This is a genomic window from Kushneria halocnemicola (assembly GCF_965650455.1).
Lineage (GTDB): Bacteria > Pseudomonadota > Gammaproteobacteria > Pseudomonadales > Halomonadaceae > Kushneria.
Genome location: NZ_OZ287968.1, coordinates 2,457,001 through 2,478,538, shown reverse-complemented (window position 1 = coordinate 2,478,538; position 21,538 = coordinate 2,457,001). Strand labels below are relative to the sequence as shown.

Below are 21,538 nucleotides of genomic sequence, written 5' to 3'. Positions count from 1 at the left end.
CACGAATTACCAGGTGAATTCCTTGGCGTTGTCGGCGGTGACCAGGGTCACGTCGATCGGCACCTCACTGGGGGATTCTTCACCACGGTACTTCTTCACGGCCAGTTCAAGGGCCTGAACGACCATGGTGGCCGGGTGCTGGGCGGCGATCGCGATCAGCGGCGAGTTGGGATGGGCCAGTGCCTTGACCGCTTCCGGGTTGCCGTCAACGCTTGCCAGTTTCACATCCATGCCGGAAGACTGGATGGCGACCAGCGCGCCGAGCGAGCCCACGTCGTTGACGCTGAAGATGCCGGCCAGATCCGGATGGGCCTGCAGCATGTTCTCGGTGACGTTCATGGCGGTGGAGCGCTCCTGGTGGCCGTTTTGCTTGTCGACCACTTCGATACCCTCGAACTCACCCAGTGCCTTCTGACAGCCCTCGACCCGCTCCAGAATGGGCACGACCGGGATGCCGTCCAGAATGGCGACCTTGCCTTCGCCGCCAAGCTGCTCGCCCATGTAGTGACAGGATTGATAGCCGGCATCGAAGTTTTTCGAGCCCACGAAGCCATCGACCGGTCCTTCGGCCTGGGCATCGACCGCCACGACCGGGACTCCGGCATCATGGGCGGAAAGCACCGCCGACTGAATGCCGACCGAGTCGGTCGGGTTGAGCAGCAGGATGTCGATGCCGCGCTGGAGCATGTCCTCGACGTCGTTGATCTGCTTGGCGATGTCATGGCGGGCGTCGGTGAACACCAGCGTGGCCCCCATGTCGTTAGCCGCTTCCTGCAGCGCGCGCTGCATGGTCACGAAGTAGACGTTGTTGAGCTCCTGAAAGGACATGCCGATGACAAGCTCATCGTCGGGCTTGTCGCCGGTCTCGGCGGCCTGAACGGCAGGTACGGCAAGCACGGCGCTGACAAGTGCGGCGCCCAAAAGGCCTTTGGCGTGCGACATCGTAATAGGCATGGCATCTTCCCCGACAGATCATGACGGCATGGCCCGTGCCATGCGCAGTGGATAACGCGCGCGGGCCCTGTTGTCATGCAGTCGTGGGCTAACGCGCCAATGTTAACGTTGTCATTGGCCATTTAGCGGCGTTTTGCACACACTGGCAATTCACCTTTGGGTGATTGGACCAAGGTCGGCAGGGCAGGTCATTCACACTGTGGCAGGGTAGCGCCACGCCATTATCAGGAGCCGTCATGAGCGCCTATTACCTGGGAATCGATGTGGGGTCGGCAAGCGTCAGGGCCGGTGTGTTTGATGAGGGCGGGCGCTGCCTGGCACAGGCGGCGCGCGAGATCGCGCAGTACCGTCCGCGCCCCGGCTTCGTCGAGCAGTCCAGCGACAATATCTGGTCGCAGTGCGTGGCGGCGGTGTGCGCGGCGGTAAGTGAGGCCGGTATCGATGGGGAGGCGGTCCGGGCGATCGGCTTTGACGCCACCTGTTCGCTGGTGGCGCTGAATGATCAGGGCGCGCCGGTGTCGGTGTCGCCCGGCAACGACGATGACCACAACATCGTCATGTGGATGGACCATCGCGCCATTGAGGAAGCCGCCGAGATCGCCGCCACCGGGCATCCGGCGCTGGACTACATCGGCGGTCAGGTCAGTCCGGAACTGGAGCTGCCCAAGCTGTTGTGGCTCAACCGCCACCGGCCGGATCAGTTCGAGCGCGCGGCACTGTTTCTTGATCTGGCCGATTTCATGGTGGCGCGCGCCATCGGCGATCTGGACGGCGCCCATGAACCGGAGCGCAGCGTGTGTACCCAGGTATGCAAGTGGCTCTATCTGGCCCATGAAGGTCGCTGGCCGGAGGACCTGCTCGAGCGCCTGGGGCTGGATGAGCTAATGTCGCGCCCGGCGATGCAGGGCGCCATTCGTGCGCCCGGTTCCCGCGCCGGCACGCTCTCACCTGAGGCCGCCGAGGCGATGGGGTTGTCTCCCGAGACGGTGGTGGCCACCGGGCTGATCGATGCGCACGCCGGGGCGCTGGGCATGCTGGGGGAAGACCCGGAGGGCAGTCTGGCGGTGATCGCCGGAACGTCGGCCTGTCATATCGCCTTCTCTCATGAGCCCTGCTTTGTGCCGGGCGTCTGGGGGCCGTACTGGGGGGCGGTGCTGCCGGATGGCTGGATCAACGAAGGCGGGCAGAGCGCGGTGGGGGCGCTGATCGATCACGTGATTGCCGACAGCGCAGCGGGTGAGGCGCTGATGAAGGAGGCCGAGCGCGCCGACATTAGCCATTTCGAGCTGCTCAATCAGCGCCTGGACGCACTGGAAGAAGACAGCCGTGACGAGCTGACCCGGCATCTACACCTGCTGGACTATCACCACGGCAATCGCTCGCCGCTGGCGGATGCCTCGCTCAAGGGGATGATCAGCGGGCTGGATCTGGGCAACGACATCGATGGGCTGGCGGTGCGCTATCTGGCCACGCTTCAGGCAGTGAGTCTGGGCACGCGCCATATTGTCGAGACGCTCAACGCCCACGGCCATGCCATCAAGCGGCTGCGCCTGTGCGGCGGGGCGCTCAAGAACGCGCGCTGGTTGAAGGAGTTAAGCGATGCCACCGGGCTTGCGATCGAGCTGCCCGAGGAGCGCGAGACGGTGCTGCTGGGCAGCGCCATGCTGGCGGCCACCGCCTGTGGCGATCAGGCCGGGCTGCGCGAGGCGGCGGCAGCCATGAGCGCCACGGCGCAAACCATTGCGCCGGATGCCACGCGCGCCGGGTTTTTTGACGCCAAGTACCGCGTCTATCGCCGGATGCATGAAGATCAGCTGCGCTATCGCGCGCTTATGGACGAAGACGCGGATTGATGCAGGGCGCTGTCAGGTGGCGGCCGGTGCGTTGCCGGAGAGCACCTTGCGCAGGAAGCTGCGGGTGCGCTCGTCCTTCGGGTTGGTGAAAAGCTCTGACGGCGGCGCCTGTTCGACGATGCGCCCGCCGTCCATGAACACCACCTGATCGGCGACTTCGCGGGCAAACTGCATCTCGTGGGTGACCACGATCATGGTTTGCTGCTCGGCGGCGAGCTGTTTCATCAGTGCCAGCACTTCCTCGACCCACTCTGGGTCCAGCGCCGAGGTCGGCTCGTCAAACAGGATCACCTCGGCCTTCGCCGCCATGGCGCGGCCGATGCCGATGCGCTGCTGCTGACCGCCGGAGAGTGCGGCCGGGTAGGCCTCGGCCTTGTCGGCCAGGCCGATGCGCTCGAGAATCTCGCGGGCACGAGCGTGCGCCTCGGTCTTTGAAAGCCCTTCGACCACGATCATGCGCTCGGCGATGTTTTCCAGCGCCGTTTTGTGGGCAAAGAGGGCATAGTTCTGAAACACGAACGCCGTGCGCCGACGCAGGCCCAGGATGTCGTCCTTGCCGGGACGGGCGGCGTCCACGTGCAGATCACCCACCGTGAGCTCTCCGGCGTCGGGGCGTTCAAGGAAGTTGATGCAGCGCAAAAGCGTCGACTTGCCGGTACCCGACGGGCCGATGACCACGATGATCTCGCCGCGCTCCAGTGACAGGTCGATCCCGTCGAGCACGGTGTGTTCGCCAAAGCGCTTGGTAATGCCCTTGAGTGCAATCATCGCTGGTAGGCCCGGTTGAGACGTTTTTCCAGCCGCTTCTGACACCAGGACAGCGCCTCGACCACAATCCAGTAGATCACCGCGACGACCAGAAAGGCTTCGAAGTAGAGAAAGCTGCTGGCGGCTTCCTTCTGCGTGGCGCCCATCAGCTCGGTCACGCCCAGCGTGAAGGCCAGCGAGGTCGACTTGATCATGTCGATGAAGTAGTTCATCAGCGTGGGCGTGGCCACCCGTGTTGCCTGGGGCAGGATGATGCGACGCATGGTCTGGGCATTGGTCATGCCGATCGACTGGGCCGCCTCGGTCTGGCTGCGATCAATGCCGGTAATCGCGGCGCGAATCGATTCGGCCATGTAGGCCGAAAAGTGCAGCGTCAGCCCCATGATGGTGGCGGTCACGCCGTTGATGGAGACCAGAAAGGCGAGAAACTGCGGCAGGCCGTAATAGAACAAAAAAAGCTGTACCAACAGCGGGGTGCCACGGAAAAACGAGATGAAAAGCTTTGCGGCCTGATCCAGCACCGGCAGACGCGAGACGCGAATGACGGCCAGACCGCAGGCCAGTATCAGGGCGCAGACCATGCCGGCGGCGGCCATGCCCAGCGTCAGCGGGAGATAGCCCAAAAGGACGGGCACCAGCCCGGCCATGTAATCAAGGTTGAGTGCTTGCATGGCGATGCGCTTTAAAACGAGCGGCCCGCGTTAACAGCCCACGAGACGCAAAAGGAGTGGAAAACAAAACGCCCCGGACATGCCGGGGCCATATGGGCAGAGCATAGCGCTGATCAGGTGTCGCTGCCGGTCTTTTCCGACCCTTGCGCCTGCGGTTCTTCGGTGATGTCGCTGTCAAACCACTTCTCTGAGATGGCCTTGAGTTCGCCGCTGTCACGCAGGGTGGTCAGCGCCTGATTGACGCGGTCGCGCTGGGCGCGGCCTTGCTCGTTGTCACGAAACGGCAGGGCGTTTTCGATTCTGGAAAAGGGCTGGCCGGCAAGCTGCAGCGGCAGCGGCTTGTCCTTGATGACCTGAGCGGCGCTGGTGCGGTCCATCACAAACGCATCGGCCCGGCCCAGCGCGACATCCTGCTCGATGTTGGACTCATAGGTCTTGAGGTTGATCTCATCGGCGTAGGGCAGTTCCTTGAGCAGCGTTTCATAGTTCGAGCCCAGGTTCATGATGACCGTCTTGCCCTTGAGATCCTCGACGCCATGAATGTCGTCGTTGCCCTTTCTCACTACCACCTGCGCGCCGTCGTACACATAGGGCGCGGAGAAGGCGTACTTGGCCTGACGCTCCGGCGTGATGGTGATCTGGTTGGCGATGGTGTCGATTCGACCGGAGTCCAGCATGCCGGCCAGACCCGAGAAGCTGGCGGTCACGAACTGGATGTCGTCACCGGTCTGTTCGCCGATGGCGTTCATGACATCAACCTCAAAGCCCTGAAGCTTGTCACGCTCGACAAAGGTGAAGGGGTAGTAGCCGCCGGACATGCCCACCCGCAGGGTGTCGGCCTGAGCGGCTGTCGCCGCGCCCAGCAGGGTGGTCAGCCCCAGTGAAGTAAGGGCCAGCGTACGCGCCAGGGTCCTGAAAGCCGTCATGTGCCTCTCCTGATAGAAGGATGCGCCCGCAGGCGCTGAATGCGTCAAGCGTACCCCAACCTTCCTTAAAGGAATAAGAAAAAGTTTTTATATGCGAAGGGGTTTTTAGCTATCGGCACAGAACCGGCGCCGTGGCCGGGTCATGTCACTATCGAACGGTGGCGCTTTTAAAGGGAAAACGTCCCGGGCATCGGTGATGACGACAGGACGAGCAGCAGGGGGCGGGTCAGAATGAGGCCAGGCTGGGGTCAGCTTCGTTGTCGAGCTGATTGGCCAGCACCACTTCGATGAAGTCCGCGATGATGTCCTGCACCTTGTCCTGGGTGAGATCGCCACATGAAATCCAGGACTCGCCCTGCTCTTCATGACGGTGATGTCTCATGTAGCTTCGATCGATACGCAGGCCGTCATGATCGGGGTCATGGCTGATGCGCAGATGATTGAAGTTGGTAAAGCCGCGTTTCATGGTGACGTGCTGAACCGGCAGCAGATGAAACTCGACCGAATCGATCTCGCGGGTATTCGATTCATCCTGGCAGTGGACATGAATCTCGCTGGCGTAATGGTTGCCGGAGGCGATATCGCGTGCCCACTCCATGGCGGGAATCAGAATGCGCTGGGCAATTTCGTCAAAGCCTGCCGGCTCGTCAGGATCGGCCTCGTTGACCTGCTCCTGAGCGGGATGAGGGCGCAGGGGGTTATGGCCGCCGACCTGCTGCTCATAGTGTTTGAATACACGATTCAGGTCTTTCATGTGCCTCTGCCTTCAGTGCACCGCCTGGGCGGTTGGAATGTCTGATAAAGAAGTGAGGTGTGTATGCCGGGGTGAACGGTTCAAAAGCATCAGGAAAGAATGCCTGAAGCCCTTTTAATGGCGCGGGGCGTTGTCGCCAGGGAGACGTTCAGGCATTGATATCACGCTTTGAGGCGAGAGGCTACCTTCAATATCCTCGCCATTCCTTAACTCAGGTTATCAATCTGTGCAGCCTTCAAACCCCATAAAGCGTTGCGAACCAGCGAGATGGGTTGGAAGCAATATTTCATGATTTGCTAATTCTGGTGCCGCGAAAAGCCGGGGTATTGACGCCCTTTTTCAACTATCAAAAAAGATGGTGATGACGTCATCGAGATGCACGGCCATGGCACGTCGGGCCCGTTCTGCGTTTTGCTGGCGCAGGGCATTGAGAATGCGAAGATGCTGCTCGCGCGAGCGGGTCTTCATGTCAGTGGTGAGGTAAAGGTCCTGCAGGCGACGAAACATGACGCCGTATTGATGGCCGAGAATATGGCGAATGAGCAGGGCATAGGCCGGGTTGCCGCTGGCCTGGGCGATGCGGACATGAAAGAGGCGGTCACCGGTGTGGTTGGCCGTATAGGGGATGCCCTGGTGGCGCTCGTCGACTTCAGCGTCGTTGTCGGCCACGTGGCGCTCGTAGGCCTCCTCGATGCCGGCCAGTATCTCCGGCGTCATGTTGGCCGCCGCCAGTGCCGCCGCTTCGGGCTCGACCAGACGTCGCGCCTCCAAAAGGGCGTAGGGCGGAATCTCTTCATTGTCCTGGGTGGCAAACTCCTGCTCGAGCTCCGGGTCCAGCGACCAGGGGTGCTGCTGGGCGGCCGTATGCAGAATGGACTGCCCGCCGCGCGGGACCAGCGCCCCGACCAGCACGCCGTGCCCGACCCGAACCTCCACCTGACCGATGACCTCCAGGGCGATCAGGGCTTCGCGCACGGAGGCCCGGCTGACGCCCAGCGTCTGGGCCAGCTCGCGCTCCGGCGGCAGCAGGCTGCCCGGTGGAAATTCGCCGGACTCGATAAGGTCATGCAGTTGATCGGCAATCTGGCGATACAGGCGCGCATTGCGAATGGTCTTGAGTGGCATCGACGGTCGGTCATCCAGCAGCGAAAGGCATGGGCGCAGAATAGTAGGGCACAGCGCTGCGACCAATGGTTAAAGGTCAGTCCATTGGTTATTTTGCTCTAATCATCGGATCGTGTCATCCGCGCCGCGGACGACGGGTGTTCAAGGATCATGTGCCATGACTACGAACGAAATGGCCTCTTCAGGGCGACTGAGAGGCAGGACGGTGCTGGTCACGGCGGCCGGTCAGGGCATCGGTCGCGCCGCAGCGCAGCGTCTGCTGGATGAAGGCGCCCGCGTGATTGCCACCGATCGGGACGTCTCGCTTTTGGCCGATAACGGTGCCATGACATCGCGCCGGCTGGACGTGCTCGATCGTGATGCCATCCGCGCTCTGGCCGCCGAGGTGGGCCCGATCGATGTGCTCTTTAACTGTGCCGGCATCGTGCATCACGGCAGCGTGCTGGCGTGCGATGACGATGACTGGCAAAGGGCCATGGCGCTCAACGTCACGGCCATGTTTCACACCATTCAGGCCTTTTTGCCCGCCATGCTGGCCAACGGCGGCGGCAGTATCATCAACATGGCCTCGCTCGCCTCCAGCGTGAAGGGTGTGGCCGATCGCTGCGCCTATGGCACCACCAAGGCCGCCGTCATCGGCCTGACCAAATCGGTGGCGGCGGACTATATGACCCAAAACGTTCGCTGTAACGCCATCTGTCCGGGCACCGTGGACTCGCCCTCCCTGCACGCGCGCATCGAAGCGCAGGCCCGCGCCAGAGGTGTTGACGCTTCCACCGTGCTGGCCGAATTCGTGGCGCGCCAGCCCATGGGCCGGCTGGGGCGCGTTGAGGAGGTGGCGGCGCTGGTGGTCTGGCTTGCCAGCGATGAGGCTGCCTTTATTACCGGCACCACCCAGATGATCGACGGCGGCTGGTCCAACTGAGCCAGGCCTGCCCGGTATGACTTCACCATGGAGAACGGCATGAAACTATTGCGCTTTGGGCCGAAGGGCTCTGAAAAACCGGGCATCGTGGCCCCTGATGGCAGCCTGCGGGACCTGTCCGGCCATGTGGATGACATTGCCGGCGAAGCCCTCTCGACGGATCAGCTCGACAGGCTGTCACGACTGGACGCGGACACCCTGCCGGTCGTGGAATCCGGCGCGCGCATCGGCCCTTGCGTGGGGCGGGTGGGCAAGTTCATCTGTATCGGATTGAACTACGCCGATCACGCCGCCGAAACCGGCGCCGAGCTGCCCACCGAGCCCGTGGTGTTCAGCAAGTGGACCAGCGCGATCTGCGGACCCAATGACGACGTCGAGATTCCGCGTGATTCACAAAGCACCGACTGGGAGGTCGAGCTGGGCGTGGTGATCGGCACCCCCGGGCGTTACATCGATGAGGCCGATGCCATGAGCCATGTGGCCGGCTACTGCGTCGTCAACGATGTCTCCGAGCGCGAGTTCCAGCTCTCCCGCGGTGGCACCTGGGACAAGGGCAAGGGCTGCGATACCTTTGGCCCGCTCGGCCCCTGGCTGGTCACGCCCGATGAGATTCCCGATCCCGGCAATCTTGCCATGTGGCTGGAAGTGGACGGCCACCGCTATCAGAATGGTTCGACCAATACCATGGTGTTTGGGGTGGCCCATCTGGTGGCTTATCTCAGCCGCTTCATGAGTCTGCAGGCCGGTGATGTCATCTCGACCGGCACCCCGCCCGGTGTGGGCATGGGGCAGAATCCGAAGGTGTACCTGCGCCCGGGGCAGACCATGCGACTGGGCATTGAGGGCCTGGGCGAACAGACCCAGCGCACCGTACAGGCCTGACGCCGCGCTTAAAACGGGTCCTGACAGACGGCGCTTCCTTTTCCGGAAGCGCCTTTTTTATGCCACCCCCCACCGGGCAGCCGCCCGCCTCACGCGGGCTTTTTGTGCACCCGGTTCCACGACCTTTATGCCTTCGTCTTATAGCCTATCGATGAATTGAGTTCCGAACCGACCGGCTTATGATCGGTTTAAAGGTCAGGCCATTAATCATATGGCGCTGGCATCGCTCTGGAATCATCGGGAGAAGGACATGCAGGTACTGGTCTGTGCGGCACCAGGGGAGATGACGCTCGAGGAGACCGATACGCCGCAGTGCGGGCCGGGTCAGGCGCTTTTGCGTATCCACTGCGTGGGGATCTGCGGTACCGATATCCACGCCTACGGCGGCCGCCAGCCCTATTTCAGCTATCCGCGGGTGCTGGGCCATGAGCTCTCCGGCGAGGTGGTGGCCACCGGTGACGACGGGGACGCCGCGCTGGTCGGTCAGCGCGCCTACGTCATCCCCTATCTGCACTGCGGCAAGTGCAACGCCTGTCAGCGCGGGCGCACCAACTGCTGCCAGAGCCTTGAAGTCATCGGCGTGCACCGCGATGGCGGCATGGCGGAGTACCTGGTGGTCCCCATCACGCATCTGGTGACCTCCGAGACCCTGTCGTTTGAACAGCTCGCGCTGGTCGAGTGTCTGGCCATCGGTGCTCACGCCATACGGCGCAGCCGGCTGGAAACGGGCGAGCGGGTCGTGGTGGCCGGTGCCGGCCCGATCGGCATGGGCGTGGCGCAGCTGGCAAGGGCGCAGGGCGCGCAGGTGATGGTGCTGGACAACCATGACGGGCGACTGGCGTTTTGCCGCGACAGCCTGGGCGTTGAGACCTTCAATGTCACAGAGGGCGACAGCGTCGAGGCCATCACCGCGTTCTCCGAGGGGGCCATGGCCGATGTGGTATTCGATGCCACCGGCAATCCACAGGCCATGAACCGCGGCTTTGATTTCGCCGGCCACGGCGGGCGCTACGTGCTGGTCAGCGTGGTGCGCGCCGACATCACCTTCAACGACCCGGACTTCCACAAGCGCGAGCTGACCCTGCTGGGCAGCCGCAACGCCACGCGGGAAGACTTCGACATGGTGACCGGCCTGATGGAGGCCGGAAAGCTCCATGAGCGCGCCATGATCACCCACCGGGCGCCCCTGACTGACATGCCGACCATCATGGCGCAGTGGTGCGAGCCGTCCACCGGCGTCATCAAGGGCATGGTGCGCCTGGTCGACGATGCCGGGACCGATACTCGAACGCCGGAGGCCCTGCATGAGTGATGTCATCGCCACCCAGAACCTTCGCCGTACGATCAGGATTCACCGTCTGGACAACGTCAGCGTCGCCCTCGTTGATCTGCCCGCAGGGGCGGAGGTCGAGGCAGGGGACGCGGTCGTGACCCTGGCCGAGCCTATCGCGCGCAAGCACAAGTTCACCCATCAGGCGCTGGCCGTGGGGGATCTGGTGATCATGTATGGCGTCACGGTCGGGCGCGCCACGCAGGCCATTGCCGCCGGCGGACGCATCGGGACCGACAACGTGGAACACGTGACCGACAGCGACCAGAGCGAGACGCGACGTACCGGCTGGCAGGCGCCGGATGTCACCGCCTTTGAAGGACGCACCTTCGACGGCTTTCACCGTGGCGATGGCAGCGTGGGCACGGCCAACTACTGGCTGGTGGTGCCGCTGGTGTTCTGTGAAAACCGCAATATCGAGGTGCTGCGCACCTGCATCAACGATGCGCTGGGCAACGACCCGCACCGTCGCTATAAGCACATGGCCCGGTCGCTGTTAAAAGGCGAACCCCTGACCGAGGACAACGTCAGCGAAGAGGCGGTCATGGACACGCCCTTTCCCAATGTCGACGGGGTGCGCTTTCTGACCCACTCGCTGGGTTGCGGCGGCACGCGCGAGGACGCGAAAGCCCTGTGTCAGCTGCTGGCGGGCTACATCTGCCATCCCAACGTGGCCGGCGCCACGGTGCTGAGCCTGGGCTGTCAAAACGCCGAGGCCTCGCTGCTGCAGGAGGCCATCGCCGCACGCGACCCCAGCGCCACGCGTCCCGTCCATTTTTTCGAGCAACAGGCGCTGGGCGATGAGCAGACCCTGATGCGCGAGACGCTGAGCGCCATCTTTGACGGCCTGCGCGAGGCCAACGAACTCACCCGCCAGCCCGCGCCCGTCTCGAAACTGGTGCTGGGCGTGGAGTGCGGCGGCTCGGATGGCTTTTCGGGCATTTCGGCCAACCCGCTGGTGGGTGGGGTGATGGACCGGCTGGTGGCGCTGGGCGGCTCGGGCATTCTCAGTGAATTCCCCGAGCTGTGCGGCGTGGAACATGAGCTGGCGGCGCGCTGTACCAGCGACGAACTCGCCGCTCGGTTTCGCGAGTTGATGAGTGCCTACCAGCGACACGCCGGCGCCGTGGGGGCGGATTTCTCCATGAATCCCTCGCCCGGCAACATCCGCGACGGCCTGATCACCGATGCCATGAAATCGGCCGGGGCGGCGCGCAAGGGCGGCGACAGCCCCATCGTTGACGTGCTCGATTACACCGAGCCGGTCACCCGCCCGGGCCTGAGCCTTCTGTGCACCCCCGGCAACGATGTGGAATCCACCACCGCGATGGCCGGCTCCGGCGCCAACCTGATGCTCTTTACCACCGGCCTGGGCACGCCCACCGGCAACCCGGTCACCCCGGTGCTCAAGATCGCCAGCAACAGCGACCTGGCCCGGCGCATGTTTGATGCCATTGACTTTGATGCCGGCCCGATCGTGGAGGGCAGCTCGTCCATTGATGCCCTGGCCGATGCGCTGCTGGAGCGCTGCATCGAGACCGCCTCGGGGCGCTATCAAAGCTGCGCCTCCCGGCTGGATCAGCAGGACTTCATTCCCTGGAAGCGGGGGGTTTCCCTGTGATCACTTCTAACGATATGGACGGCGTCGACATGTCCGGCATCGATGTGGCCAGTGCCGACATCCTCCAGTTCGGCACCAGCCGCTTTCTGCTGGCGCACGTGGATGCCTTTGTCAGCGCCTCGCTGGCGGCCGGTCACACGCACAAGCGCATCGTGCTGGTGCAGTCCTCGCCGCGCCCGGCCGGGCGCGAGAAGGCCCACGCCCTGATGCGCCAGAGCGTCTATCCGCTGCGAATCCGTGGTCGCCTTGATGGCCACGACATCGATGAGACCCATCACATCGACGCGCTGGCCGGCTGTCTGATCGCCGATGAACAGTGGGCAACGCTGGAAAAGCTTTTTGTCGAGCACATCACGCACGTGGTCTCCAACACCGCCGACCGCGGCTATGAAGTGCCCGATGGCGACAGCCCGGTCGAGACGCTGCCGCGCAGCTTTCCCTGTCGGCTCTTGAAGCTGCTACGCGCGCGCTTCGAAGCTGGTGGCGCGGGCGTCACGCTAATGCCGTGCGAGCTGATCAGCGACAACGGCCAGGTGCTGCGCCGGCTGATACTCGATCTGGCCGCCGAGCACTACGGCGATGACGACTTTGCGAGCTGGCTGGACACGCGCTGTGTCTGGGTGGACACCCTGGTGGATCGCATTGTCTCCGAGGCCATCGAGCCGGTCGGGGCGGTGGCCGAGCCCTATGCGCTGTGGGCGGTGCGCCGCACGCCGGGGCTGGAGATGCCCTGTCAGCATCCGGATGTGCACCTGGTCGACGAGATCGAGCCGTTTGAAAAGCAAAAGCTTCACATCCTCAATCTCTCACACACCTTTCTGGTACATCAGTGGCAGTCGCTGGCCCTGACCGATGAGATCATGTTCGTGCGCGAGGCCATCGGTGATCCTCGCCTGCGCGCGCCGCTCGAGGCACTGCTGGCAGAGGTGATGCCGCTGTTGTCGCGCGCCTGGCCGGCGCTGGACCCGGCGGCGTATTGCGCCACCACCTTCGAGCGGTTTGAAAACCCCTTTCTGGACCATCGGCTGGCGGACATCGCCGACAGCCACGCCGCCAAATGCCAGCGCCGCGTGATCCCGCTGCTGGCCCTGGCCGAGCATCACAACATGAATATTCCGCTGCTGCGCGCCTGGGCCGCGGAGATCGACGGCCGCCGGTAACCGCCTGCGCCTTCACCGATAAGGAGTCAGCATCATGCGTCATTTTATTCTGGGCTGTGTCGCAACGCTTGGCGTGGCCTCGCTGGGTATGAGTGCCTCGGCACTGGCGGCCACCGATATTCGCGTCGCCTACGGCAACCAGCCGGGCGAGCCGATCGATGTCGCCGTGAAACAGTGGGCCGAGTGGGTCAAGGAAGAGAGCAACGGCGAGCTGGTACTGCAGCCGTTCCCGGCCAGTCAGCTGGGTTCGGAAACCGAGGTCATGGAGCAGGCGCGCTTTGGCTCGGCGCTGATCGGCATCAACGCCTACAGCAACTTCATGGACTCGGTGCCGGATCTGAGCGTGCTGGACGCGCCCTATCTCTCCGAGACCTTTGACGACAAGCTCAAGGTCTTTGAATCCGACTGGTTTGCCGAGCAGAACCAGAAGCTCAACGCCCAGGGCTATCGCATCGTGGTGCCCAACGTGATCTACGGCGAGCGTCAGCTGCTCTCCGACAATGCCGTGCAAACGCCGGATGACCTGAAGGGCGTGAAGGTGCGGGTGCAGAACTCGCCCATGTATGTGGCCGCCGTTCGCGCCATGGGCGCCATCCCCACGCCGATGTCGCTGGGCGATGTCTACCCGGCGCTGGCCCAGGGGATGGTCTCCGGCGTCGAAAACCCGCCGTCGGTTCTCTTTGGCGGCAAGTTCTATGAGGTGGTCAAGGAGCTCAACCTGACCCGCCACATGCAGACCGTCACCCCGTTCGTGACCGGTGAGGCCTTCTGGCAAAAGCTGAGTGACGAGCAGCGCCGCATTCTGACCGAGACCGGCCAGCGCTTTGCCGAATACGCCAGCGAGCTGGTGATGGCGCAAAACGACAAGGATATCGAGCGCATGAAAGAGGCCGGCGTGCAGGTCAACGAGATCGACATCGCGCCCTTCCAGGCGCGTGCCCGTCAGGAGATTCCGGAAGCCTTCCCGCAGTGGTCGCCGGGGCTCTACAAGCAGATCAGCGACATCATCAATGGCTGAACCCGTACCGGGGGCCCGTCATGACGGGCGCCCGGGCACGTCTGATCACGACAATCGCATCGCATACAGGCCCCGGGGGCACGACGGCTCCGGGGCGGGAGAGAGATGATGAAGACCGTCATGGCCGGGCTGGATCGTCTGATGCATCTGGATGAAGTGTTCGGCAGCCTTGCGCTGTTTGCCCTGTTCCTGATCGCGCTGGCCAACGCTTTGATGCGCTACTTCCTCAACGCGCCGCTGGCCTGGGCCGAAGAGGTGCTGCAGCTGCTGCTGGTGTGGGCCACCTTTCTGGGCGCCAGCGCTCTGGTGCGGCGTAACGAGCACGTTTTGATCGATCTTTTCGGCGAGCGCCTGCCAAAGCCGCTCGAGCGCTGGCGCGAGCGGATATTTAACGTCGTCATGATCATGATTGCCGCCGGCGTCATGCTCTACTGGGGGCTTGAGCTTTTGCCCTTTGCGGCCTTTCGCAGTACGCCGATGCTCCAGATTCCGTATTTCTGGGTGTATCTCGTTATTCCATTGAGTGCCGTCATGATGCTTTATCACGGCGCGCGTCGGCTGTTTTCGCGATAGGAGAGCGACGCTTATGGCAGTTCTTGCAGCTCTTGGCGCCCTTCTGGTGCTGTTTTTCATGGGCACCCCGGTGGCCTTCGCCCTGTTTCTCTCGACGTTTTTGTATTTTTTGATTGGTGCCGAACAGCCGCTGGTGCTGCTGATTCAGCGCCTGGCCGGCGGGCTTGAGTCGGTGTCGCTGCTGGCCATTCCCTTTTTCATCATGGCCGGCGTGTTCATGAACTACTCCGGCATTACCACGCGGCTTTTGAACCTGGCCGAGCTGTGTACCCGGCGCTTTCACGGCGGGCTGGCCCAGTCCAACGTGCTGCTGAGTTCCTTCATGGGTGGGCTTTCCGGCTCCAACATTGCCGATGCCGCCATGAACGCCAAGCTGCTGGTGCCGCAGATGAACGCGCGCGGCTACCCCACACCCTTTTCGGCGGCCATTACCGCGGCGTCATCGCTGATTACCTCGACCATTCCGCCCGGCATCGCGCTGATCATCTACGGCTACGTCAATAACGTCTCGATCGGACGGCTGTTTATGGCAGGTGTGGTGCCCGGTATCGGCATGGCCCTGGCGATGATGGTCATGGTGTCGATCATGTGCCGGCGCCGGGGCTATCAGCCGCCGCAGCGCGAGAAGGTGTCGCGTCATGAATGGGTCAGCGTGACCCGCGCCGGGCTGATTGCGCTGGCGCTGCCGGTGCTGGTCATCGGCGGGATTCGCATCGGAGTCTTCACGCCGACCGAAGCCGGCGCCATGGCGGTGGCCTATGCGTTGATCGTTGGGGTGTTCGTCTACCGCGAGCTGCGCCCGACCACCATTGCGCTGGCCACGCGCGAGTCGCTGCTCTCGGCGGTGAACGTGTTGTTCATCATCTGCGTGGCCTCCGGCTTTGCCCGGTTTCTGACCTGGGAGCAGGTGCCGCAGACGATCACGACCTTTTTATCGGCCGAAGTGGGCAGCGCGATCGCCTTTTTGCTGCTGGCCAACCTGATTTTGCTGGTGCTGGGCATGTTTCTGGAGGGCAATGCCATTTTGATAGTGCTGTCACCGCTGCTGGCGCCGGTGGCCGCGCAGTTCGGGATCGACCCGGTGCACTTTGGCATCATTTTCATTTTCAACGCCGCGATCGGCACCATCACGCCACCGCTGGGAACGGTGATGTTCACCACCGCCAGCATCACGGGCGTGAAACTGCCCGACTTTATCCGGGCGGTGGTGCCGTTCTGGCTGCTGCTGGTGGCGATGCTGCTGCTGGTGACGTTTATCCCGGCGCTGTCGCTGACGCTGCCGGCGATGGTGTTCTGATGCCGGCAGGGCAGCGCGGATGGGCCGGCCGCGCGATCTGTCAGCTCTTTTTCAGCGGCCAGTCGTAATCGAGCCAGTGCTGGAGCTGCTCATCGAATGTGCCGCTCTCCTTGAGCTGGCGCAGCCACTGATCGACAAAAAGCTTGAGATCCATGTCCTTTGGCAGCAGCACCGCCTTTTCGGAGAAGTTGAACGGCTGGTCGGGATGAATGGCGCACAGCTCGGGGTGCAGATTGGCCTGCAGGCGGGTTTCGATGGCGTCAGTCATCATCAGATCCGCCTTGCCCTGCACGATCTGATCGAAAATGGTGACGTTGTCGTCGTAGTCAACAATCGTCGCCCGTTGCAGATGGTCACGGGCAAAGCGCTCGTTGGTGCCGCCGGGATTGACGATGACGCGAACGCCGGGCCGGTCGATCTGCTCAAGGGTCTGGTAGTCGTCCTGATGGTCACAAAGCGCGATGGGTGTTTTGCCATCGCGCTGGTAGGGCGCGGAAAACCAGGCGCTTTTCTGGCGGTCAGGATTGACCGAAATGCCGCTCATGGCGAGATCAAAGCGATGGTCGTGAAAGTCCTGCATCAGCGTGGGCCAGCTGGTCGGCACCAGTTCGAGCTCGACGCCCAGCGTTCGAGCAAGATCAGCCGCCATGTCCGGGTCGAGGCCGATGAAGCGATCGTCTTTGGCACGATAGCTGAAGGGCTTGTAGTCCCCGGTGGTACCTACTCTGAGCGTGCCGCGCTCGATGATCCGGTCGAGTGCCGATGGATTCTCGGCACTGGCGGCTTCAGCGTGCGGCGACAGGCACACGCTCAGCATCAGGGTCAGGGAGACGATCCAGAGCAGGGTTGCGATCAGAGCAGAAGAGAGACGGCGCGCCGGCAGGTGGCGGGCATGGGTGCGCAGCAGTCGAACCATGAGATGTTCCATCGCAGATGAATCCGGGCATGGCACCGGACAGACGGTGTGTGGCCGGCGGGTGTCCGGCCGCAAAATGTATCGCCGCGGGAGGGTACGCTGATTGAACGCCTTTGACGACCCTGCCTGGCCCAATGGCTGAGGCGTCCATTCGGTGCGATGCGCCAGGGGGCGAAAGGCAAGGGACAGGGGAAAGCGCCGGGCGACTCCCGCGCGGTTTCCTTGATCGATTTATCCACCGGCCTTGATCGACAGCCATTGATCTGCAAAAGGAGATGCGTCATGCGCGATATTGAACTCTCACGGTGTCTGCCCGACGACCCGGATGCCACCCTGGTCGGGCGCGTCTGGCGCGGCGACGGCCCGCGAATAGTGGCCCTGCGCGGTGGCGAGCTTGTCGATATCACCGCGCACGTGGGCACCATGAGTGCGCTGCTGGACCGCGACGATCGGCTGGCACTGGCCCGTGGGGCCGGCGGCATATCGCTGGGGGCGGTCAAACCCTGGCTTGTGCAGTCGCTGGCAGAGAGCGCCACTACCCCCGATGAGCACGGCAACCGGCTGCTGGCCCCCTGTGATCTGCAGGTGGTCAAGGCCTGCGGCGTGACCTTCGCCGTCAGCCTGCTGGAGCGGGTCATCGAGGAGCAGGCCGCCGGCGATGCCTCAAAAGCCGGCGCCATCCGCGCCCGGCTGCGCGAGCTGATCGGTCAGGATCTGTCAAAAATCGTGCCCGGCTCCGAGGCCGCCATGACGCTGCGCGAAGAGCTGATGGCACGCGGGCAGTGGTCGCCCTATCTGGAAGTGGGCATCGGGGTGGACGCCGAGGTGTTCAGCAAGGCCGCGCCCCTGTCATCAGTCGGCTTTGGCGCCAATGTGGGCCTTCATGCCGCCTCGAGCTGGAACAACCCGGAGCCCGAGGTGGTGCTGGCCATGGACGGGCAGGGGACGCCGCGCGGGGCGGCGCTGGGCAACGATGTGAATCTGCGTGATATCGAAGGGCGCAGCGCGCTGCTGCTGGGCAAGGCCAAGGACAACAACGGCGCCTGTGCCATCGGCCCGTTCATTCGCCTGTTTGATGACGACTTCACCATGGACACGATCCGCCAGGCGCAGGTCATCATGCGTATCGAAGGCGGCGATGACGGTTTCGTGCTGGAAGGGCGCAGCGACATGCGTGAGATCAGCCGTGACCCGCTTGATCTGGTCAAGCAGACCTGCGGACGCCACCACCAGTACCCGGACGGCTTCATGCTGTTTCTGGGCACCATGTTCTCCCCCGGGGAGGACCGCGACGCTCCCGGACAGGGCTTTACCCACCACGTGGGCGACCGGGTCAGCATCCATACCCCGGCGCTGGGCACCCTGATCAATCGGGTTGACCGCAGCCACGCCATCGCGCCGTGGCAGTTTGGTATCGGTGCACTGATGCGCTATCTGAACCGCTGATCCCGCACTGCGCCTGCCCATAAAAAGGCCGCCCGACGCTATCGCCGGGCGGTCTTTTCGATGCCGAGAAATCGTCAGACCACCCGAAACTCGATCTCCTCACCGCTTTCCGAGCAGTGGCCGATCTGCACCCGGAACAGCCCTGGTTCCTGCACGCTGTCCAGCTCGGCGTTCAGGAAGTGGCGCATGTCGGGCGTGATCTGGAAAGTCACGCACTCGCTGTCGCCCGGCGCAAGCGACAGGCGCTGGAAGTCCTTGAGCTCGCGGATCGGGCGCACGACGCTGGCACTCACGTCCTGCAGGTAGAGCTGGACCACCTCGATGCCCGCGCGTTCGCCGGTGTTGGTGACGGTGAGACGCACCTCGAGCGTGTCCTCCGAAGCGATCTCCGTGCACGCCATCTCGATCGGGCCGTAGTCGAACGTGGTGTAGGACAGGCCAAAGCCGAAGGGGTAGAGGGGGGCGTTGGGAATGTCCAGATACTGCGAGGCGTATTTGGGATCGACCCCTTTGGGCCGGCCGGTGTTGAAGGCGTTGTAGTAGATCGGCACCTGGCCGACGCTGACCGGAAAGCTCATCGGCAGTCGCCCGGACGGGTTGACGTCACCAAACAATACGTCGGCGACGGCGTTGCCGGCCTCGGTGCCCGGCCACCAGGCCTCCAGCAGCGCCGGGGCCATGGCATCCAGCTCGGTCAGGTCCATGGGGCGGCCGTTGAACAGCACCGTGGCCACGGGCGTGTCGCCGGCTTCCGCCAGCACGCGGCGGGCCAGTTCGAGCTGCGCGCCTGGCAGGCCGATATCGGCGCGGCTGGCGGCTTCATCCGCATAATCCTCATCCTCACCGAGTGCCAGCACCACGACGTCGGCCTGACGCACCACTTCCAGCGCGTCCTCGATACCGGCGGTGTCGGTATCCCCAATCTGGTTGGAGGCGCCCTGGGCGCAGAGGATGACCGCGTCTTCCCCCAGCCGGTTGGCGATGCCCTCGCGCAGCGTCACGGTGTCGTCGTGATCGCCGTTGCCACGCCAGGAGCCCAGCAGGCGCTGAGTGTTGCCCAGCGGGCCGATCAGCGCCACTTTCTGACACTGATCCATCAGCGGCAGCACGTGCCCGTCGTTTTTCAGCAGCACCATCGATTCCGCTGCCTGTTCGCGGGCGGCGCGGCGGTGGGGCTCGCTGAGCAGGCACTGCGCCTCGCGCTCGGTATCGGCGTAGCGATACGGGTCATCCAGCAGGCCCAGCGCGGCCTTGAGCCACAGAATGCGGCGCACCGCCTCGTCGATGCGCGCTTCATCCACCTGACCGCCCTGGACCAGTTCACTCAGCGTCTCCACGAAGTAGCCGGACTGCATGTCCATATCGACGCCGGCGTTGACCGACTTGCGCGTGGCCTCACTGGCGTCTTCGGCCACGCCGTGGCATTCAAGCTCCATCACGGCGGTGTAGTCGGTGACCACCATGCCTTTAAAGCCCCACTCCCGACGCAGAATCTGATCGAGCAGCAGCGGGTGGCAGGTCGCCGGGATGGCGTTGAGGGTATTGAACGCCGTCATCACGCTGGCACAGCCTTCATCCAGTGCGGCCAGAAAGGGCGGCAGGTAGTGTTCGCGCAGGCGCCACTCGGACATGTCGACGGTGTTGTACTCGCGCCCGGCTTCCGCCGCCCCGTAGGCGGCGTAGTGCTTGACGCAGGCGGCCAGGGTGTCGGTAGCACCCGGATCAGCGCCCTGAATGCCGCGCACCTGAGCACGGGCGATCCGCGAGGTCAGCAGCACGTCTTCTCCGGCGCCTTCCATCACCCGGCCCCAGCGCGGGTCGCGGGAGATATCCACCATCGGGGCAAACGTCCAGTGCACCCCGGCGGCGGCGCCTTCCTCGGCCATGATGCGCGCGGCCCGCTCAATCCCTTCCAGGTGCCAGCTGGCGGCCTGACCCAGTGGGATCGGGAAGATAGTGCGAAAGCCGTGGATGATGTCGTAGCCAAACAGCAGCGGAATGCCCAGGCGCGAGTGCTCGATCGTCTGTTGTTGCAGCTCGCGGGTGAATTCGACCCCGAAGGCGTTAAATACCGATCCGACCCGGCCGGCGCGCACATCCGCCTCGATGTCGGTATTGGCCGGCGCCCCGGTGGTATCGCGGCTGCCGGCCACCTGGTTCATCTGGCCGATCTTCTCTTCCAGCGTCATCTGCGAAAGCAGCGCCTCGACCTGCTCACACAGCGCCTGATCACGCTCACGATCTACCCCGAAGGGCAGACCCGCTTTCCGGTCTGACAACATCAACGACATTTCTTCCCCCTTCAGGCCGGACGTTCGAAGTAGTGCACGTCAAAGAGCTGCGCGTCGTCACACCAGTGATCGCGCAGGGTAAATCCGGCATGGCCTGCCAGTTTTTCAAAACCTTCGCGACTGTACTTCCACGAGTTTTCGGTGTGGATGTGCTCTCCGGCCGCCAGGGTGATGATCTGGTCGTCCAGGCTGAAACTCTGATCGCGCTGGCTGATGAGATGCATCTCGATGCGCGAGGCGGCCTCGTTGTAAAAGGCCAGATGCTCGAAGTCCTCGGGCGACACGCCGGCGCCCAACTCATCGCGCAGGCGATGGATCAAATTGAGATTGAACTCGCGCGTCACGCCCGCGGCGTCGTTGTAGGCAGCCTCCAGCCGGTCACGGTCCTTGATGCGATCCACCCCGATCAAAAGCCCGCCGCCGGGCGGCAGCTGGTCATGCACGCGCGTAAGCAGCTCGCCGGCCTCCCGGGGTGTGAAGTTGCCGATCGAGGAACCGGGAAAGAACACCACCGGGCGGGCGTCGCCTTCGAGCCCGGGCAGGGTGAACGGCGCGGTGAAATCGGCGCACAGGGCGTGGACCGCCAGCCAGGGGTAGTCATCGGCCAGCCGTCGAGTGCTTTCCAGCAGGAAATCGCGTGAGATATCCACACCCACATAGTGGTGCGGGCGCAGGGCATCAAGCAGCAGCCGGATCTTGTGGGAGGCGCCGCTGCCCAGTTCGATCAGGTCGATATCCCCGCCCACGCGCTCGGCGATGGCCTCCACCGACTGCTCGAGGATGCTCTCCTCGGTGCGGGTGGGGTAGTACTCCGGCTGCTGACAGATGCGGTCGAACAGCTCGGAACCGCGGTGATCATAAAAGTGCTTGGGCGAGATCCAGCGCGGCGAATCGGTCAGCCCGACCGTGAGCGCCTCCAGCAGGCTCTGCTCGCCGCCATCTTCGGTGAGCTGGTCGTGAAACTGCACCCGGTGACGGTTGCTCGGAGAAGACAACGCAGTGGAAAGTGCCTGTGACATGACGGCCGG

The 21,538-nt window shown here is 63.6% G+C and carries 19 protein-coding genes; 10 read left to right on the top strand and 9 right to left on the bottom strand.

Annotated features, from left to right (window positions below; all coding sequences use genetic code 11):
* Positions 1-6: 6 nt before the first annotated feature.
* A complete protein-coding gene (locus tag ACS92L_RS11285; protein WP_438764972.1) occupies positions 7-954 on the bottom strand; it encodes an ABC transporter substrate-binding protein in 948 nt (315 codons plus the stop codon).
* Between the two features lie 236 nt (positions 955-1,190).
* Here ACS92L_RS11285 and ACS92L_RS11280 point away from each other — a divergent pair, with 236 nt between their 5' ends.
* Positions 1,191-2,807 carry an FGGY-family carbohydrate kinase gene (locus ACS92L_RS11280; protein ID WP_438764971.1) on the top strand — a complete coding sequence of 539 codons (1,617 nt, stop codon included), beginning with the start codon at positions 1,191-1,193 and terminating at the stop codon, positions 2,805-2,807.
* Between the two features lie 12 nt (positions 2,808-2,819).
* On the opposite strand, the gene ACS92L_RS11275 is transcribed toward ACS92L_RS11280, so the two are convergent.
* The 5 genes from ACS92L_RS11275 to ACS92L_RS11255 form a co-directional block, all read right to left on the bottom strand.
* A complete protein-coding gene (locus ACS92L_RS11275; protein WP_438764970.1) occupies positions 2,820-3,575 on the bottom strand; it encodes an amino acid ABC transporter ATP-binding protein in 756 nt (251 codons plus the stop codon).
* Positions 3,572-4,246 carry an amino acid ABC transporter permease gene (locus tag ACS92L_RS11270; RefSeq protein WP_115855167.1) on the bottom strand — a complete coding sequence of 225 codons (675 nt, stop codon included), beginning with the start codon at positions 4,244-4,246 and terminating at the stop codon, positions 3,572-3,574. Before ACS92L_RS11270 ends, ACS92L_RS11275 begins: the two co-directional genes overlap by 4 nt.
* 113 nt (positions 4,247-4,359) lie before the next feature.
* Positions 4,360-5,172: an amino acid ABC transporter substrate-binding protein gene (locus ACS92L_RS11265; RefSeq protein WP_438764969.1), complete on the bottom strand. Its 813-nt coding sequence runs from the start codon at positions 5,170-5,172 to the stop codon at positions 4,360-4,362.
* 226 nt (positions 5,173-5,398) lie between these two features.
* The gene (locus ACS92L_RS11260) at positions 5,399-5,926 is read right to left on the bottom strand and encodes a hypothetical protein (protein ID WP_438764967.1); all 528 of its coding nucleotides are present in this window, start codon (positions 5,924-5,926) and stop codon (positions 5,399-5,401) included.
* Between the two features lie 339 nt (positions 5,927-6,265).
* Positions 6,266-7,051 (bottom strand): FadR/GntR family transcriptional regulator, encoded by a 786-nt coding sequence (locus ACS92L_RS11255; RefSeq protein WP_438764966.1) that lies wholly within the window; start codon positions 7,049-7,051, stop codon positions 6,266-6,268.
* Between the two features lie 157 nt (positions 7,052-7,208).
* On the opposite strand from ACS92L_RS11255, the gene ACS92L_RS11250 reads away from it, so the two are divergent.
* The 8 genes from ACS92L_RS11250 to ACS92L_RS11215 all read left to right on the top strand — a co-directional run bounded on the left by ACS92L_RS11250 (position 7,209) and on the right by ACS92L_RS11215 (position 15,857).
* Entirely contained in the window at positions 7,209-7,976 is a 768-nt protein-coding gene (locus tag ACS92L_RS11250) for an SDR family oxidoreductase (RefSeq protein ID WP_438764965.1), read from the top strand.
* Positions 7,977-8,015: 39 nt separating this feature from the next.
* Positions 8,016-8,858 carry a fumarylacetoacetate hydrolase family protein gene (locus ACS92L_RS11245; RefSeq protein WP_438764964.1) on the top strand — a complete coding sequence of 281 codons (843 nt, stop codon included), beginning with the start codon at positions 8,016-8,018 and terminating at the stop codon, positions 8,856-8,858.
* 250 nt (positions 8,859-9,108) lie between these two features.
* Positions 9,109-10,170 (top strand): zinc-binding alcohol dehydrogenase family protein, encoded by a 1,062-nt coding sequence (locus ACS92L_RS11240; protein WP_438764961.1) that lies wholly within the window; start codon positions 9,109-9,111, stop codon positions 10,168-10,170.
* Positions 10,163-11,809 (top strand): UxaA family hydrolase, encoded by a 1,647-nt coding sequence (locus ACS92L_RS11235; RefSeq protein ID WP_438764960.1) that lies wholly within the window; start codon positions 10,163-10,165, stop codon positions 11,807-11,809. The genes ACS92L_RS11240 and ACS92L_RS11235 overlap by 8 nt, the downstream gene beginning before the upstream one ends.
* Positions 11,810-11,838: 29 nt before the next feature.
* Complete coding sequence (locus tag ACS92L_RS11230; RefSeq protein WP_438764959.1) at positions 11,839-12,969, top strand: mannitol dehydrogenase; 1,131 nt, start codon at positions 11,839-11,841, stop codon at positions 12,967-12,969.
* A 34-nt stretch (positions 12,970-13,003) separates the two neighbouring features.
* Positions 13,004-13,987, top strand: a complete 984-nt coding sequence (locus ACS92L_RS11225; protein WP_438764958.1) for a C4-dicarboxylate TRAP transporter substrate-binding protein — start codon at positions 13,004-13,006, stop codon at positions 13,985-13,987.
* A gap of 105 nt (positions 13,988-14,092) precedes the next feature.
* Complete coding sequence (locus ACS92L_RS11220) at positions 14,093-14,560, top strand: TRAP transporter small permease (RefSeq protein ID WP_438764957.1); 468 nt, start codon at positions 14,093-14,095, stop codon at positions 14,558-14,560.
* 13 nt (positions 14,561-14,573) lie between these two features.
* Positions 14,574-15,857, top strand: a complete 1,284-nt coding sequence (locus ACS92L_RS11215; RefSeq protein ID WP_438764956.1) for a TRAP transporter large permease — start codon at positions 14,574-14,576, stop codon at positions 15,855-15,857.
* Positions 15,858-15,897: 40 nt separating this feature from the next.
* Here the strand turns inward: ACS92L_RS11215 and ACS92L_RS11210 are convergent, their stop codons facing one another.
* A complete protein-coding gene (locus tag ACS92L_RS11210) occupies positions 15,898-16,773 on the bottom strand; it encodes a transporter substrate-binding domain-containing protein (protein ID WP_438764955.1) in 876 nt (291 codons plus the stop codon).
* 282 nt (positions 16,774-17,055) lie between these two features.
* Between ACS92L_RS11210 and ACS92L_RS11205 the strand changes: the two genes are divergently transcribed.
* Positions 17,056-18,219, top strand: coding sequence for a fumarylacetoacetate hydrolase family protein (locus ACS92L_RS11205; RefSeq protein WP_438764953.1), 1,164 nt, complete (start codon positions 17,056-17,058; stop codon positions 18,217-18,219).
* 74 nt (positions 18,220-18,293) lie between these two features.
* Here the strand turns inward: ACS92L_RS11205 and bglX are convergent, their stop codons facing one another.
* Positions 18,294-20,501: a beta-glucosidase BglX gene (gene bglX / locus ACS92L_RS11200; RefSeq protein ID WP_438764952.1), complete on the bottom strand. Its 2,208-nt coding sequence runs from the start codon at positions 20,499-20,501 to the stop codon at positions 18,294-18,296.
* 20 nt (positions 20,502-20,521) lie between these two features.
* Positions 20,522-21,529 carry an L-histidine N(alpha)-methyltransferase gene (gene egtD, locus ACS92L_RS11195; protein ID WP_438764951.1) on the bottom strand — a complete coding sequence of 336 codons (1,008 nt, stop codon included), beginning with the start codon at positions 21,527-21,529 and terminating at the stop codon, positions 20,522-20,524.
* Positions 21,530-21,538 lie beyond the last annotated feature (9 nt).